This window comes from Pseudomonas sp. SMV71, assembly GCF_052042015.1.
In the GTDB taxonomy this organism is placed as follows: Bacteria; Pseudomonadota; Gammaproteobacteria; order Pseudomonadales; family Pseudomonadaceae; genus Aquipseudomonas.
On sequence record NZ_JBKGGU010000004.1, the window covers coordinates 38959 to 54343 of the forward strand.

Consider the following 15385-nt stretch of genomic DNA (forward strand, 5'->3'; position numbering starts at 1 on the left):
AGTGAGGGGGACGTGTGACGCTCCAGCCGGATGCACTAGAGCGGTGCACAAACGGGGAGCTAGTATAGAGGCCATCACCGGGCGCGGCGACAGGCGATTCGGCTTTTACGGTAAGAATTTTGGTTTTTTTTCGACCGTTAGTCCCTTCGCGGCGTCAAAGTCTTCAAGGCTTGTAGGACGTTTGTCTTGAAAGCGAAGGGAATCACCTCCACATTGTGCACATCCCAGCTTTTTCCTCGGACGACTTCAGTCGTTTCGGTCTTTCTCGTTCCTGTCGGTTGGCCGACCGGGGTGAACCCAGAGGTTATGTCATGTCTGAATTCCAGCTCGTCACACGATTCAAGCCCGCCGGCGACCAGCCGGAAGCCATTCGCCTGATGGTCGAGGGCATCGAGGCCGGTCTGGCGCACCAGACGCTGCTCGGTGTGACCGGTTCGGGCAAGACATTCAGCATCGCCAACGTGATCGCCCAGGTACAGCGCCCGACCCTGGTACTGGCGCCGAACAAGACCCTGGCCGCGCAGTTGTACGGTGAGTTCAAGGCCTTCTTTCCAAACAACGCGGTGGAGTATTTCGTCTCCTATTACGACTACTACCAGCCCGAGGCCTATGTGCCATCGTCGGACACCTTCATCGAGAAGGACGCCTCGATCAACGACCACATTGAGCAGATGCGGTTGTCGGCGACCAAGGCGCTGCTCGAACGCAAGGACGCGATCATCGTCACCACCGTATCGTGCATCTACGGCCTGGGCAGTCCGGAAACCTATCTGAAGATGGTGCTGCACGTGGATCGTGGCGACAAACTCGACCAGCGCGCCTTGTTGCGGCGCCTGGCGGATTTGCAGTACACCCGCAACGACATGGATTTCGCCCGGGCCACTTTCCGGGTACGCGGCGACGTGATCGACATCTACCCGGCGGAATCGGACCTGGAAGCGATCCGCATCGAGTTGTTCGATGATGAAGTAGAGAGCATCTCGGCCTTCGATCCGCTGACCGGCGAGGTGATCCGCAAGCTGCCACGCTTCACCTTCTACCCCAAGAGCCACTACGTCACGCCTCGGGAAACCCTGCTCGACGCCATCGAGGGAATCAAGGCCGAGCTGCAGGAGCGCCTGGAGTACCTGCGTTCGAACAACAAGCTGGTGGAGGCCCAGCGCCTGGAGCAGCGGACCCGTTTCGACCTGGAAATGATCCTGGAGCTGGGCTACTGCAACGGCATCGAAAACTACTCGCGCTACCTGTCCGGTCGTCCGGCGGGCGCGCCGCCGCCTACCTTGTACGACTACCTGCCGGCCGATGCGCTGCTGGTGATCGACGAATCCCACGTCAGCGTGCCCCAGGTCGGCGCCATGTACAAAGGCGACCGTTCGCGCAAGGAAACCCTGGTGGAATACGGCTTCCGCCTGCCATCGGCGCTGGACAACCGGCCGATGCGCTTCGACGAATGGGAAAGCGTCAGTCCGCAGACGATTTTTGTCTCGGCCACCCCCGGCAATTATGAGGCTGAGCATGATGGGCGGGTGGTCGAGCAAGTCGTGCGCCCGACCGGTCTGGTGGATCCGCAGGTCGAAGTGCGGCCGGCGCTGACCCAGGTGGATGACCTGTTGTCGGAAATCACCAAGCGCGTGGCATTGGAGGAGCGGGTGCTGGTCACCACGCTGACCAAGCGCATGGCCGAAGACCTCACCGACTACCTGGCCGACCACGGCGTGCGGGTGCGCTACCTGCACTCGGACATTGACACGGTGGAGCGGGTCGAGATCATCCGTGACCTGCGCCTGGGCACCTTCGATGTGCTGGTGGGCATCAACCTGCTGCGCGAAGGCCTGGACATGCCGGAAGTGTCGCTGGTGGCGATTCTCGATGCCGACAAGGAAGGCTTCCTGCGTTCCGAGCGCTCGTTGATCCAGACCATTGGTCGGGCTGCACGTAACCTCAATGGCCGGGCGATTCTCTACGCCGACAATATGACCGGCTCCATGGAGCGGGCCATCGGTGAGACCGAGCGGCGTCGAGAGAAGCAGATTGCCTTCAACCTTGCCAACGGCATCACGCCCAAGGGGGTGTTCAAGGATGTCGCCGACATCATGGAAGGCGCCACTGTACCGGGTTCGCGCAGCAAGAAGCGCAAGGGCATGGCCAAGGCCGCCGAAGAAAGCGCCCGCTACGAAGCCGAACTGCGCTCGCCGAGCGAAATCACCAAGCGCATCCGTCAGTTGGAAGAGAAGATGTACCAGCTGGCCCGCGACCTGGAGTTCGAAGCGGCGGCGCAGTTGCGCGACGAGATTGGCAAGTTGCGGGAGCGGTTGCTCACTGTCTGAGTTTGCATTGTCCCTTGCGGGCCTCATCGCGAGCAGGCCCGCTCCCACAGGGGATTTGTGAACGCCACGAATCCAGTGTGGGAGCGAGCCTGCTCGCGATTAAGGACTACGCGGTCTGACAGATGCACAAATCCCTTTGACTGGAGCCCGCCCACCATCGCCTGCTACCATTCGCCCCTTGTTTGATCTTCGCTTTTACCTTCTTTCCGAGACATGCCATGACCACCGTCCGTACCCGCATCGCGCCGTCGCCCACTGGCGATCCCCATGTCGGCACCGCTTACATCGCTCTGTTCAACTATTGCTTTGCCAAGCAGCACGGCGGTGAGTTCATCCTGCGGATCGAGGACACCGACCAGTTGCGTTCGACCCGCGAGTCCGAACAACAGATTTTCGATGCCCTGCGCTGGCTGGGGATCGACTGGAGCGAAGGCCCGGATGTCGGCGGCCCTCACGGCCCGTACCGGCAGAGCGAGCGCGGCGATATCTACAAGCAGTATTGCCAGCAACTGGTGGACATGGGTCATGCGTTCCCGTGCTTCTGCACCGCCGAAGAGCTGGACCAGATGCGCGCCGAGCAGATTGCCCGCGGCGAAACCCCGCGCTACGACGGTCGTGCGCTGCTGCTGTCCAAGGAAGAAGTCGCCCGTCGCCTGGCGGCCGGCGAGCCTCATGTGATCCGCATGAAGGTGCCGAGCGAAGGCGTCTGCGTGGTGCCGGACCTGCTGCGTGGCGATGTCGAGATCCCGTGGGATCGCATGGATATGCAAGTGCTGATGAAGACCGACGGCTTGCCGACGTACTTCCTGGCCAACGTGGTCGACGACCACCTGATGGGCATCACCCACGTCCTGCGTGGGGAAGAGTGGCTGCCATCGGCGCCGAAACTGATCCTGCTCTACGAGTACTTCGGCTGGGAGCAACCGCAACTGTGCTACATGCCATTGCTGCGTAACCCGGACAAGAGCAAGCTGTCCAAGCGCAAGAACCCGACCTCGGTGACCTTTTACGAGCGTATGGGCTTCATGCCCGAGGCGATGCTCAACTACCTGGGGCGCATGGGCTGGTCGATGCCTGACGAGCGCGAGAAGTTCTCGTTGCAGGAAATGGTCGAGCACTTCGACCTGTCGCGGGTCTCCCTGGGCGGGCCGATCTTTGACATCGAGAAGCTCTCGTGGCTCAACGGCCAGTGGCTGCGCGACCTGCCGGTGCAAGAGTTCGCCGCGCGCGTGCAGAAGTGGGCGTTGAATCCTGAATACATGATGAAGATCGCCCCCCATGTGCAGGGCAGGGTAGAGACCTTCAGCCAGATCGCCCCGCTGGCCGGCTTTTTCTTCGCCGGTGGCGTGACGCCGGACGCGAAGCTGTTCGAGTCCAAGAAACTCTCGGGCGATCAGGTGCGTCAGTTGATGCAACTGATCCTGTGGAAGCTCGAAAGCCTGCGCCAGTGGGAGAAGGACAGTATTACCGCGACCATCCAGGCCGTGGTCGAGTCCCTGCAACTGAAGTTGCGCGATGCGATGCCGCTGATGTTCGCCGCCATTACCGGCCAGGCGAGCTCGGTGTCGGTGCTCGATGCAATGGAAATTCTGGGGCCGGACCTGACCCGTTTCCGTCTGCGCCAGGCCATTGATCTGCTCGGTGGCGTGTCGAAGAAGGAAAACAAGGAGTGGGAAAAACTGCTGGGCGCGATCGCTTGAGCGGTCGATGAGGCAGGGCATACCCCGGTTTTCCGGGGTTTGTCGGTAAGTGATTGTTATCCCGGCAAAAAATTTTCAAATTTGTTGAAAATAAATTTGACAGCCTTCCGATACGCCCTTAAGATTCGCCCCGTCCTCAGCGATGAGGGGCTATAGCTCAGCTGGGAGAGCGCTTGCATGGCATGCAAGAGGTCGACGGTTCGATCCCGTCTAGCTCCACCAATTTACACTTCAAGGTCTGGCCACACCGGCCTTGAAGCGATCAACACTCAGCGTTGATCAGTTGTATAGAAGGGTTTGCGTCCCCTTCGTCTAGTGGCCTAGGACACCGCCCTTTCACGGCGGTAACAGGGGTTCGAGTCCCCTAGGGGACGCCAGTTTTACCAATAGCGATGTTGCAAGATGTCGCTGCGCCGCGAGGCGAAAAATCCGGGGCTATAGCTCAGCTGGGAGAGCGCTTGCATGGCATGCAAGAGGTCGACGGTTCGATCCCGTCTAGCTCCACCAATCGACAGGTTCAAGGTCTGGCCACACCGGCCTTGAATCGATCAGTTCTCAGCGCTGATCAAGCAAGAAGGTTTGTGTCCCCTTCGTCTAGTGGCCTAGGACACCGCCCTTTCACGGCGGTAACAGGGGTTCGAGTCCCCTAGGGGACGCCACGATTACCCGCTCTGCGGGATTTTATAAGGGTCATTCAATTCTTGAATGGCCCTTTTGTTTTGCCTGGCATTCAGCCAATCCTCCCTTTTAAAAAGACGATCCTGACGGGCGGTCCGAATTTTCGCTTGCAGAAAATTATTACGCGGATAATATTCTGCTCATAATATTCGGAGGCACCTATGAGCGATAAAAAGGCACAAACCCGAGAACGCATTATCAAGGCCGCCAGCGATGCATTGATCCAGCGCGGCCCGGCCGAGCCGAGCGTAGGCGAAGTGATGGGCGCAGCCGGGCTGACGGTGGGCGGGTTCTACGCCCATTTCGAAAGCAAGGATGCGCTGATGCTCGAGGCGTTCAAACAATTGCTCAGCCGGCGCCGCGGCTTGATCGCCGACATGGATGCTGAGCTGACCGGTGAAGAGCGGCGCGCCCTGATAGCGGCGTTCTATCTGTCGCGCAAGCATCGTGATTCCACCGAGAACGCTTGCCCGCTCCCGGCGTCGATCGGCGAGCTGGGGCGTTTGCCGGATCCGTTTCGGGACGTGCTCAGCGAGCACATCGAGTTGATGACCGCGCAGTTGGCGGCAAGTCCCGAAGACGCCGACAAGGCCCTGGCCGACATCGCCTTGATGGTGGGCGGCCTGGCCCTGGCGCGAGCCCTGGGCCCGGGAGAATTGTCGGATCGTGTGCTGCGTGCGGCCAAGTCGGCAGTGCGCTGAGCGCCAAATGCATCCTTGGAGATGAGCGATGGACAGGTTGAGCTGGATTCGTAGCGTTAATGGCACGCTGGGCCGGGTGGCTCCGCAGTGGGTGGCGAAGAAGATGCGAACGGTGTTCATGCGTCCCCGGGATCTGCCGCCGCGGGACTGGGAGTTGCCCCTGTTGGCGAGTGCCGAGCGCGTCACCTTGCGCTTCGGTCTCTCGGCCTTGCGTTGGGGCCATGGTCCCGCCGTTTTGCTGATGCATGGTTGGGAAGGGCGGCCTACCCAGTTCGCGGCGTTGATCACTGCGCTGGTGGGCGCCGGCTACACCGTCGTGGCGCTGGACGGCCCGGCCCATGGTCGCTCTCCAGGTCGCGAGGCGAACGTTCTGTTATTTGCCAGGGCCATGCTCGAAGCCGCAGCTGAACTGCCACCGTTGCAGGCGGTGATCGGGCACTCGATGGGCGGCGCCAGCGCGATGCTGGCGGTCCAATTGGGCTTGCGCACCGAGGCGCTGGTCAGCATCGCGGCGCCCGCCCGTATCCTTGGTGTATTGCGCGGTTTTGCCCGTCATATGGGGCTGCCGCCCAAGGCACGCTCGGCGTTCATTCGCCAGGTGGAGAGGGATGTGGGCATGTCCGCGTCGAAGATGGATGTCGCGCATTACCAGTTGGACGTGCCGGGGCTGATCGTTCATGCCGAGGACGATACTTCGGTGTCGGTCAAGGAATCGCAGCTGATTCATGAGGCCTGGTTCGACAGCCGCTTGCTGCGCTTGCCACAGGGCGGGCATCAGCGGGTGCTGGCCGATCCCCGGGTGATTGATGGCGTGTTATCGCTGTTGGCCGGGCGCAGCCTGCAAGCACGGCAATCGGCCTGAATGGTTGAAAAGTCTGCCCTCGGTGATGTCGATATATTCAGCGGTGATGCAGTCGGTCCTGACGCCATCGCGGGCAAGCCCGGCTCCCACAGCGATCGGGTACACTGCACCGATCCACATTCGACCGGGAGAGGGGCATGGGCTGGGATCGGGCAACGCCGTTCATCATTGATCTTCAAGTAAACGCCGAAGACATCGACGGCCTGGGTCACGCCAACAATGCGGTGTACGTCAGTTGGTTGGAACGCTGTGCCTGGCGGCACTCTCAGCGCCTGGGCCTGGACTTGGTGGAATACCGGCGGTTGGATCGGGCCATGGCGGTGGTGCGGCATGAAATCGATTACCTGGCGGCGGCCTATGAAGGCGACGAGTTGCAACTGGCCACCTGGATCGTCGACTGGGACCAGCGGTTGAAGATGACCCGGCATTTCCAACTGATCCGTCCCCGCGACAACGCCACCCTGTTACGGGCCCAGACCACCTTTGTCTGCATCGAACTGTCCAGCGGCCGGCCCAAGCGCATGCCGCCGGAGTTCATCGAAGGCTATGGCGCGGCCATGCCCGCGGCAGCTTTGTCGTGAACTGAACCCCTGTGGGAGCGAGCCTGGCTTGATTCTTGAGAACATCAAAAATCTTCTGTGGGAGCGAGCCTGCTCCGGGCGGCGATCCGACGATGACGGCAGCACATCCAACATTGATGTAGCCTGACCCACCGCCATCGCGAGCAGGCTCGCTCCCACAATGGATTGTGGTGGATTTGATTCCTGGGAACCCCGCAGGGTTTGCTGGTGAATGCCAATACGCTGGGCAAAATCCGGTAAACTGCCGCACGTTTTTCCGTTGAGTGTGTGTTTCCCATGCAAATTGCCCTGGCGCCCATGGAGGGGTTGGTTGACAACATCCTGCGGGATGTCCTCACCCGCGTTGGCGGTATCGACTGGTGTGTCACCGAGTTCATCCGTGTCAACGACCGCCTGCTCACGCCGGCGTATTTCCACAAGCTCGCCCCTGAACTGCTGACCGATGCCAAGACGGCTGCCGGTGTGCCGCTGCGGGTGCAGTTGCTGGGGTCCGATCCGGTGTGCCTGGCGGAAAACGCGGCGCTGGCCTGCGAATTGGGCTCCGAGGTGATTGACCTGAATTTCGGCTGCCCGGCCAAGACGGTGAACAAATCCCGAGGTGGCGCGGTGTTGCTCAAGGAACCGGAACTGCTCAACCGGATCGTCGAGCACGTGCGTCGCGCGGTCCCCGGCCATATTCCTGTCACGGCCAAGATGCGCCTGGGCTTCGATAGCCCCGATGGCGCGCTGGTATGTGCCACGGCCCTGGCCGAAGGCGGCGCCGAGCACATCGTGGTGCATGCGCGGACCAAGACCGACGGCTACAAGCCTCCGGCGCACTGGGAATGGATTCCCCGGGTCCAGGAGGTGGTCAAGGTGCCGGTATTCGCCAACGGCGATATCTGGAGCGTGGAAGATTGGCGCCGTTGCCGCGAGATCAGCGGCGTGGAAGACATCATGCTCGGCCGCGGTCTGGTTTCCCGCCCGGACCTGGCCCGGCAGATCGCCGCAGCCCGGGCCGGCGAGGAAGTGGTCGAGATGTCGTGGGCCGAGCTGCAACCGATGCTCCAGGACTTCTGGCGACAGGTGGTCGAGCAGCTGACACCGCGCCAGGCGCCCGGTCGATTGAAGCAATGGCTGGCGATGCTCACCCGCAATTACCCCGAGGCGGTGCAGTTGTTTACGGCGTTGCGCCGGGAAACCGAGCTGGACGCGGTGGGCCATTTGCTGGGTGTGCCACGTACCGAAGCGGCCTGAAAAAAATTTCAGAAAAAGCTCTTGAAAAGTTTTTGGCGAACCCTAGATAGGGGTTACGCGATGCCGAATCCGGGTCGCTGAGACAAAAAACCTTGCTGATTTTTCAGGAGATTTGAATCATGAGTACTGCATTTTCGTTGGCCCCGCTGTTCCGTTCCTCGGTAGGTTTCGACCGCTTCAACGATCTGTTCGAAACCGCTTTGCGCAACGAGCCGGGCAGCAGCTATCCACCCTACAACGTGGAAAAATACGGTGATGATGAATACCGTATCGTAGTGGCTGCTGCGGGTTTCCGGGAAGAAGACCTGGACCTGCAAGTGGAAAAAGGTGTGCTGACCATCAGCGGCGGTAAGCGCGAGGCCAGCAATGACAGCGTCACCTACCTGCACCAGGGCATTGCCCAGCGTGCATTCAAGCTGTCCTTCCGGTTGGCGGATCATATCGAGATCAAGTCCGCTGGCCTGAGCAACGGTCTGTTGAGCATCGACCTGTTGCGGGTGATTCCGGAAGAGGCGAAAGCCAAGCGCATCCCGATCAATGGGGCGCAGCAACAACCCGCGCTGCAAAACTGATGCACCGCAACTGAAAAAGGGCACCGAAGTGGCGCCCTTTTTCATGGTCGACGCGCCCCTGTGGCGAGGGAGCTTGCTCCCGCTGGGTTGCGAAGCAGCCCCAAAAAAGCTCGATACAGGGCAGCCTGACACATCGCGTCGGCAGGTTTTAGGGTCGCTGCGCAGCCCAGCGGGAGCAAGCTCCCTCGCCACGAAGGTGAGCGGCGTTTTCACGGCAACAACCGCTCAAACGCCTCCAGTGGCAACGGCCGGCTATGCAAATAGCCCTGGTACAAATGGCAATCGAGCCCCTGCAGAAAGTGCAACTGTTCCAAGGTCTCTACACCCTCGGCGATCATTTCCAGGTTGAGGCTGCGGGCCATGGCGACGATGGCGCGGATGATTTCCGCGTCGTTGGGGTCGGTGGTGGCATCGCGTACGAATGACTGGTCGATTTTCAAGGTGTCTACCGGCAGGCGCTTGAGGTAGGTCAGCGATGAGTAGCCCGTACCGAAGTCGTCCATGGCGAAGCTGACCCCGAGCTTCTTGAGCCGGCGCATCTTGCCGATGGTGTCGTCCAGGTTCTGGATCACGATGCCCTCGGTGACTTCCAGCTTCAGCATGGAGCAGGGCAAGCCGTGGGTGGCGAGGCTGTTTTCGATGCGCTCGACAAAGTCGCTCTGGCGGAACTGTCGCGGGCTGATGTTCACGCACAGGCTGAACTGCCGCGGATCGACCTTGCCCTTGGCGATCAGTTGCTTGAAGCCGTCGCAGGCTTCGTCGAGGATCCAGGTCCCGACTTCCAGGATCAGGCCGCTGTCTTCCAGCACCTTGATGAATTCGTTGGGCGATTGGGCGCCCAGCTCCGGATGGTGCCAACGGACCAGGGCCTCGGCACCAATGATGCGATTGGTCCGGGCGTCGACCTGGGGTTGGAAGTGAAGGCTGAACTCGCCACGGGCCAGGGCCTGGCGCAAGTCCGTTTCCATGCGCAGGCGCTCGCTGGCGGCTTTCTGCATAGTGGCGTGGAACATCTGTGAGGTGTTGCGTCCCGAATCCTTGGCCCGATACAGCGCGATGTCGGCGCGCTTGAGCAGATCGGCCGGAGTCGAGCCATGGTCGGGGATCAGCGCCATGCCGATGCTTGGGGTGACCTGCAAACGTTGGCCATCGAGTGACATCGGCTCTGAAAGCAGTTCGCGCAGAGTATCGGCCAGGTTCTGTACCTGTTCGCTGACAACGGCGCGGCTGCCTTCCAGGCCGCTGAGGAGCACCACGAATTCGTCACCGCCCAGCCGCGCCACGGTGTCTTCCAGGCGTACGCTGGCCTCCAGGCGCGCGGTGATGATCTTCAGCACCGTGTCGCCCACCGGATGACCCAGAGAGTCGTTGATGTGCTTGAAGTGGTCCAGGTCGAGGAACAGCAGGGCGCCACGCAAGTTGTGGCGCTTGAGCAGGGCGATCTGCTGGCTCAGCCGGTCCATCAGCAAGGCGCGGTTGGGCAGGTTGGTCAGTGGGTCGTGATAGGCCAGGTGACGAATCTGGGCCTCGGCGTTGCGCAGCAGGCTTACGTCCCGGGCGGTCAGCAGCAGGCAGGGTGTCTCGTTGAGCGTGATGGGCTCGACCGACACCTCCACGGTGAGTATTTCCCCGCGTTTGTTACGCCCGAGCATTTCCTGATGGTGGACGCGGCCTTTGAGTTGCAGTTCAGCCAGCAGGGCGGTGCGCTGTTTGTCTTCAGCCCAGATGCCGACCTCGTAGACCGTATGACCGATCACTTCATCGGCACGGTAGCCGGTCAGGCGGCAGAAACCATCGTTGACTTCCAGGTAGCGACCGCTATCGCGTTCGGTGATGGTGATGGCATCCGGACTTGAGTGGAACGCCTTGGCGAATTTCTCTTCACTGGCCTTGAGCGCCGCTTCGGAGCGCTGCTGTTGGGTGATGTCCCGCAGGGTGGTGACGATGCACGGTTGATTGTTAACGTTGATCTGCCGGCTGGAGATCACGCAGGTCAGCGGTTGGCCGTCCTTGTGATGAACGACGATGGCGACGTTGTTCAAGGACTGCTCGCGAATCACCCGCTCGATGCGTTGCAGGCTGCTGCCTGGAGCATCCCAGAGTCCTATTTCGTCGGCGCTGCGGCCAATCACGTCGCTGGCGTCCCAGCCGAAGGTCTGGCTGAAGCTCGAATTGATCTCGATGAATCGGCCACTGTCCTGGTGGGTGACGCAGATCGGATCGGGGCTGACGTGAAACAGCGTGGCGAATTTTTCTTCCGACGCCGCCAGGCTCTGTTCGCGTTCGACCTGGTCGGTGATGTCCAGCAACGTCCCGGCCATGCGCAAGGGGCTGCCGTCGTCATTGCGGTAGAGGCGTGCGCGGCTTTCCAGGTAGCGGGAGCTGCCGTCCGGCAGTTGCACGCGGTAGGTCAGTTGGTAATTGCCGGCCGGGCCTTCGCGCAGGCTGCGATAGGCGTTGCGCATGTTGTTGCGTTCCTCGGTAGGCACACCGTCGAAAAACGCGTCGAACGACTCATGAAAAGGCTTGGGCTCCAGCCCATGGAGCTGCGCGGCCCGGGCCGAACCGTAGAGCATGCCGCTGGGAATGTGCCAGTCCCAGGTGCCCAGTTGCGCCGAATCGAGGGCCAGGTCGAGGCGTTCCTGGCTGTCCTTGAGCGCCTGTTCGGCCTGTTTGCGCTCGGTGGTGTCAAGGAAGGTGCTGAGCAGGTAAGGCTGGCCTTCGATCTCGACTTTCTGCGCGCTGAGAAGACCGGTGTGAATCAGCTCGTTACTGGCCCGCAGTTCTACCTCCATGCTTGCCACTTCGCCTTTGGCCTGGATGGCTTCGAGCAGTTTCGCCCGTTGCGAGGGCTGCGCCCAGAGGCCCAGCTCCAGCGTCGTGCGGCCGATAATGTCATGCAACGGCCAGCCAAACAGGCTTTCGAAGTATTTATTGGCCTCGATGATCAACCCGTCTTCCTGGCGGGTCAGCAAAACCATGTTCGGGCACAGATGAAACAGCGTGGCAAAGCGTTTTTCCGAACTGCGCAGGGCCTGTTCGCGCTGGCGCTGGTGAGTGATTTCGCGGATTACCCCGATCATGCGCGGGCGGCCGTGCTTGTCCGGCAGCACGCTGCCGTTGATTTCCAGCCAGTGCAGGCTGCCATCGGGCCAGACGATGCGGTGGTGCATCGCCTGCTCCAGCGGTGCACCGGCAACCGCCGCATGGAAGGCGCGCACGGCCCTGGCCCGGTCTTCGGGCAGCAGCAGGTCCAGATAGTCCACATCGGTGGGCAGCGGGTGGCGCGGGTCGAAGCCGAACAACGCCTGGGTGCCGCGGGACCAACTGATCTGCCCGGTTTCGATGTCCCACGACCAGGCTCCCAGCCGCGCGCCGTTCAGGGCGGCCAGCAACTGCGGCGCGCTGTCCCAGCTTTGCTCGGACCGTTTCGGGTCAAGCGCCTGGATACGCGGCAGGGGAGGGAGATGGTCAGCGGGATTGGGCATCGTATAGCAGGCCTTGAGCAGGTTTGGGCGTTAGGCACAGGTGGTGCGGCTCTATAGGAGTAGCACAACCTACGCCGTTGTCCCTGGCAGATCGATTTGTGCATCCAATAGGGCCATGAAAGCCCGTGCTGCATTCGAAAGCGTCCGTTCGGTATGCAAGATATAGCCTAGCTGGCGACTGAGCTGTATGCCCGGCAAAGGGATGCGGGCCACCTGTTCATCGAGCATGGTTCGCGGCAAGACGCTCCAGGCCAGGCCGATGGAGACCATCATCTTTATGGTTTCCAGATAATTCGTACTCATCGCGATGTTCGGCGTCAGGCCCTGGGCCTCGAACAATCGTTGCACGATGTGATGGGTGAACGTATTGCCGCCGGGGAACACCGCAGGATGCAGGGCGATGTCCGCCAGGCTGACCGCGCCGTTTTCCAGCAGCGCGTGTTCCGGGGCCACGACGAAATCCAGCGGGTCATCCCATACCGGCGTGGCGCGAACCAGCGTGTGCGGCTCAGGGGCGAGCGTGATGACGGCCAGTTCCGCCCGGCCATGGAGGATTTCCTCGTAGGCCACTTCCGAATCCAGGAACTGGATATCCAGTGCGACCTGGGGGTAGCGGCGGGTGAACTCCCTCAATAAAGGCGGCAAACGGTGCAGGCCGATGTGATGACTGGTGGCGAGCGTCAGGCGACCGGTCACTTCGCCGGTCAGGTTGGTCAGGGCGCGGCGGGTATCGTCCAACACGTTGAGTATCTGATAAGCCCGTGGCAGCAGGGCCCGGCCGGCCTCGGTCAGGCCCACTTCACGGCCCAGGCGGTCGAACAGGCGCACCTTGAGCTGCTGCTCCAGGCCGGCAATCCGCTTGCTGATGGCCGGCTGTGTCAGGTGCAGGCGCTCCCCGGCTCCGGAGAAACTACCGGTCTCGGCGATGGCGATAAAGGCATTGAGATTGGCGAGGTCCATGGGCGATTCCGTTCGAATTCCAACTGGTTATGCAAAGTATGAAAAATATGAATTTGAGTTATTTAATGTAACCTCATAGCATCAGCCTCACAAGCCAAGGGGTTATTGATCCGTTCAAGCCCAGGGCATAGAAACAAGCTGATGAGGAACCGTCTGATGGCCGGCAAAACGCTCTACGACAAGCTCTGGGATTCGCATTTGGTCAAGCAGCGCGACGATGGCTCCGCGCTGATCTACATCGACCGTCACATCATCCACGAGGTGACCTCGCCGCAAGCCTTCGAAGGCCTGCGCCTGGCTGGGCGCAAGCCATGGCGTATCGATGCCAACATCGCGACCCCGGACCACAACGTACCGACCACGCCGGAGCGCAAGGGTGGCATCGAGGCGATCGTTGACCAAGTCTCGCGCTTGCAGGTTCAGACCCTTGACGATAACTGTGACGAGTACGGCATCGTCGAATTCAAAATGAATGACGTGCGTCAGGGCATCGTCCACGTGATCGGCCCGGAGCAGGGCGCGACCTTGCCCGGCATGACCGTGGTCTGCGGCGATTCCCACACCTCGACCCACGGTGCTTTCGGCGCTCTGGCCCATGGCATTGGCACCTCCGAGGTCGAGCATGTGCTCGCCACCCAGTGCCTGGTCGCCAAGAAAATGAAGAACATGCTGGTGCGCGTCGAGGGCAGGCTGCCGTTCGGCGTGACCGCCAAGGACATCGTGCTCGCGGTGATCGGCAAGATCGGCACCGCTGGCGGCAACGGCCATGCCATCGAGTTCGCCGGCAGCGCTATTCGTGAGCTGTCCATCGAAGGCCGCATGACCATCTGCAACATGTCCATCGAGGCCGGTGCCCGCGTCGGGCTGGTGGCCGCCGATGAAAAAACCGTGGCCTATGTCAAAGGCCGTCCGTTCGCTCCGAAAGGTGCCGAATGGGATCTGGCGGTCGAAGCCTGGAAAGACCTGGTGTCCGACCCCGACGCTAAGTTCGACACGGTGGTCGAGCTCGATGCCGCGCAGATCAAGCCGCAGGTCAGCTGGGGCACATCGCCTGAAATGGTATTGGCGGTGGACCAAAACGTTCCCGATCCGGCCAAGGAAGTGGATCTGGTCAGGCGCGACTCCATCGTCCGTGCCTTGAAATACATGGGTTTGAGCGCCAACCAGGCGATTACCGACATTCAGCTCGACCGTGTGTTCATCGGTTCCTGCACCAACTCGCGGATCGAAGACCTGCGCGCTGCGGCAGTGATTGCCAAGGGCCGCAAGGTGGCCTCGACCATCAAGCAGGCCATCGTGGTGCCGGGCTCAGGGCTGGTGAAGGCCCAGGCAGAAGCGGAAGGGTTGGACAAGATCTTCCTCGAAGCCGGTTTCGAGTGGCGTGAGCCGGGGTGCTCGATGTGCCTGGCGATGAACCCGGATCGCCTGGAGTCGGGCGAGCATTGCGCTTCCACCTCCAACCGTAACTTCGAAGGCCGTCAAGGCGCCGGTGGCCGTACGCACCTGGTGAGTCCGGCCATGGCCGCGGCGGCCGCTGTCAACGGTCGTTTCGTCGACGTCCGCGAATTGATCTGAAGGAGCGCAGCATGAAAGCTTTTACCCAGCACACCGGTCTTGTCGCGCCTTTGGATCGTGCCAACGTCGACACCGACCAGATCATTCCCAAGCAGTTCTTGAAATCCATCAAGCGCACCGGCTTCGGCCCGAACCTGTTCGACGAATGGCGTTACCTGGATGTCGGCCAGCCGTACCAGGACAACTCCAAGCGCCCTTTGAACAAGGATTTCGTCCTCAACGCCGAGCGCTACCAGGGCGCCAGTGTGTTGCTCGCCCGGGAGAACTTCGGTTGCGGTTCCAGCCGCGAACACGCGCCATGGGCCCTGGAAGAGTACGGTTTTCGCAGCATCATCGCGCCGAGCTACGCCGACATTTTCTTCAACAACAGCTTCAAGAACGGCTTGCTGCCGATCATCCTCGGCGACGCTGAAGTGGACGAGCTGTTCCAGCAGGTCGAGGCCAACCCGGGCTACCAGTTGCAGATCGACCTTGCGGCGCAGACCGTGACCCGTCCGGACGGCAAAGTGTTGAGCTTCGAGATCGATGCGTTCCGCAAGCACTGCCTGCTCAATGGGCTGGACGATATCGGCCTGACCTTGCAGGACAGCGACGCGATTGCGGCGTTCGAAGCCAAGCACCGGACGAGCCAGCCTTGGTTGTTTCGTGATGCTTGATTTTGCATAAGGCGTAATGGCGCCATCGCGAGCAGGCTCGCTCCCACAT

General features: G+C 61.2%; 11 protein-coding genes and 4 tRNA genes. 13 read left to right on the forward strand and 2 right to left on the reverse strand.

All coding sequences use genetic code 11. The features are described from left to right. Positions 1–311 precede the first annotated feature (311 nt). The 11 genes from uvrB to ACLEJQ_RS04810 all read left to right on the forward strand — a co-directional run bounded on the left by uvrB (position 312) and on the right by ACLEJQ_RS04810 (position 8657). Positions 312–2327: an excinuclease ABC subunit UvrB gene (gene uvrB / locus ACLEJQ_RS04760; protein WP_440792675.1), complete on the forward strand. Its 2016-nt coding sequence runs from the start codon at positions 312–314 to the stop codon at positions 2325–2327. A gap of 218 nt (positions 2328–2545) precedes the next feature. After that, complete coding sequence (gene gltX, locus ACLEJQ_RS04765) at positions 2546–4027, forward strand: glutamate--tRNA ligase (protein WP_440792677.1); 1482 nt, start codon at positions 2546–2548, stop codon at positions 4025–4027. Between the two features lie 146 nt (positions 4028–4173). Next, positions 4174–4249: transfer RNA gene (locus ACLEJQ_RS04770), tRNA-Ala, on the forward strand. 79 nt (positions 4250–4328) lie between these two features. Beyond that, a tRNA-Glu gene (locus ACLEJQ_RS04775) sits at positions 4329–4404 on the forward strand. Between the two features lie 54 nt (positions 4405–4458). Then, positions 4459–4534: transfer RNA gene (locus ACLEJQ_RS04780), tRNA-Ala, on the forward strand. 76 nt (positions 4535–4610) lie between these two features. Next, a tRNA-Glu gene (locus ACLEJQ_RS04785) sits at positions 4611–4686 on the forward strand. 180 nt (positions 4687–4866) lie between these two features. Beyond that, on the forward strand, positions 4867–5406 hold the full coding sequence (locus ACLEJQ_RS04790) for a TetR/AcrR family transcriptional regulator (RefSeq protein WP_440792678.1): 540 nt from the start codon (positions 4867–4869) through the stop codon (positions 5404–5406). A gap of 28 nt (positions 5407–5434) precedes the next feature. Next, on the forward strand, positions 5435–6268 hold the full coding sequence (locus ACLEJQ_RS04795; RefSeq protein ID WP_440792680.1) for an alpha/beta fold hydrolase: 834 nt from the start codon (positions 5435–5437) through the stop codon (positions 6266–6268). 137 nt (positions 6269–6405) lie between these two features. After that, positions 6406–6849 carry an acyl-CoA thioesterase gene (locus tag ACLEJQ_RS04800; RefSeq protein WP_440792682.1) on the forward strand — a complete coding sequence of 148 codons (444 nt, stop codon included), beginning with the start codon at positions 6406–6408 and terminating at the stop codon, positions 6847–6849. Positions 6850–7125: 276 nt separating this feature from the next. Beyond that, a complete protein-coding gene (locus tag ACLEJQ_RS04805) occupies positions 7126–8085 on the forward strand; it encodes a tRNA dihydrouridine synthase (RefSeq protein WP_440792684.1) in 960 nt (319 codons plus the stop codon). 119 nt (positions 8086–8204) lie between these two features. Then, positions 8205–8657: an Hsp20 family protein gene (locus ACLEJQ_RS04810; protein WP_047700569.1), complete on the forward strand. Its 453-nt coding sequence runs from the start codon at positions 8205–8207 to the stop codon at positions 8655–8657. Between the two features lie 209 nt (positions 8658–8866). Here the strand turns inward: ACLEJQ_RS04810 and ACLEJQ_RS04815 are convergent, their stop codons facing one another. Both ACLEJQ_RS04815 and ACLEJQ_RS04820 read right to left on the reverse strand, forming a co-directional pair. Then, positions 8867–12145 carry an EAL domain-containing protein gene (locus ACLEJQ_RS04815; protein WP_440792686.1) on the reverse strand — a complete coding sequence of 1093 codons (3279 nt, stop codon included), beginning with the start codon at positions 12143–12145 and terminating at the stop codon, positions 8867–8869. 69 nt (positions 12146–12214) lie between these two features. Continuing rightward, positions 12215–13105, reverse strand: coding sequence for a LysR family transcriptional regulator (locus ACLEJQ_RS04820; RefSeq protein WP_440792688.1), 891 nt, complete (start codon positions 13103–13105; stop codon positions 12215–12217). Positions 13106–13261: 156 nt separating this feature from the next. Here ACLEJQ_RS04820 and leuC point away from each other — a divergent pair, with 156 nt between their 5' ends. Beyond that, complete coding sequence (leuC, locus tag ACLEJQ_RS04825) at positions 13262–14680, forward strand: 3-isopropylmalate dehydratase large subunit (RefSeq protein WP_440792690.1); 1419 nt, start codon at positions 13262–13264, stop codon at positions 14678–14680. 11 nt (positions 14681–14691) lie between these two features. Continuing rightward, a complete protein-coding gene (gene leuD, locus ACLEJQ_RS04830) occupies positions 14692–15336 on the forward strand; it encodes a 3-isopropylmalate dehydratase small subunit (protein ID WP_440792691.1) in 645 nt (214 codons plus the stop codon). Positions 15337–15385: the final 49 nt, after the last annotated feature.

Excerpts from the sequence above, each read along its gene's own strand:
- uvrB (WP_440792675.1), top strand. The coding sequence starts at position 312 with ATGTCTGAATTCCAGCTCGTCACACGATTCAAGCCCGCCGGCGACCAG.
- gltX (WP_440792677.1), top strand. The coding sequence starts at position 2,546 with ATGACCACCGTCCGTACCCGCATCGCGCCGTCGCCCACTGGCGATCCC.
- ACLEJQ_RS04790 (WP_440792678.1), top strand. The coding sequence starts at position 4,867 with ATGAGCGATAAAAAGGCACAAACCCGAGAACGCATTATCAAGGCCGCC.
- ACLEJQ_RS04795 (WP_440792680.1), top strand. The coding sequence starts at position 5,435 with ATGGACAGGTTGAGCTGGATTCGTAGCGTTAATGGCACGCTGGGCCGG.
- ACLEJQ_RS04800 (WP_440792682.1), top strand. The coding sequence starts at position 6,406 with ATGGGCTGGGATCGGGCAACGCCGTTCATCATTGATCTTCAAGTAAAC.
- ACLEJQ_RS04805 (WP_440792684.1), top strand. The coding sequence starts at position 7,126 with ATGCAAATTGCCCTGGCGCCCATGGAGGGGTTGGTTGACAACATCCTG.
- ACLEJQ_RS04810 (WP_047700569.1), top strand. The coding sequence starts at position 8,205 with ATGAGTACTGCATTTTCGTTGGCCCCGCTGTTCCGTTCCTCGGTAGGT.
- ACLEJQ_RS04815 (WP_440792686.1), bottom strand. The coding sequence starts at position 12,145 with ATGCCCAATCCCGCTGACCATCTCCCTCCCCTGCCGCGTATCCAGGCG.
- ACLEJQ_RS04820 (WP_440792688.1), bottom strand. The coding sequence starts at position 13,105 with ATGGACCTCGCCAATCTCAATGCCTTTATCGCCATCGCCGAGACCGGT.
- leuC (WP_440792690.1), top strand. The coding sequence starts at position 13,262 with ATGGCCGGCAAAACGCTCTACGACAAGCTCTGGGATTCGCATTTGGTC.
- leuD (WP_440792691.1), top strand. The coding sequence starts at position 14,692 with ATGAAAGCTTTTACCCAGCACACCGGTCTTGTCGCGCCTTTGGATCGT.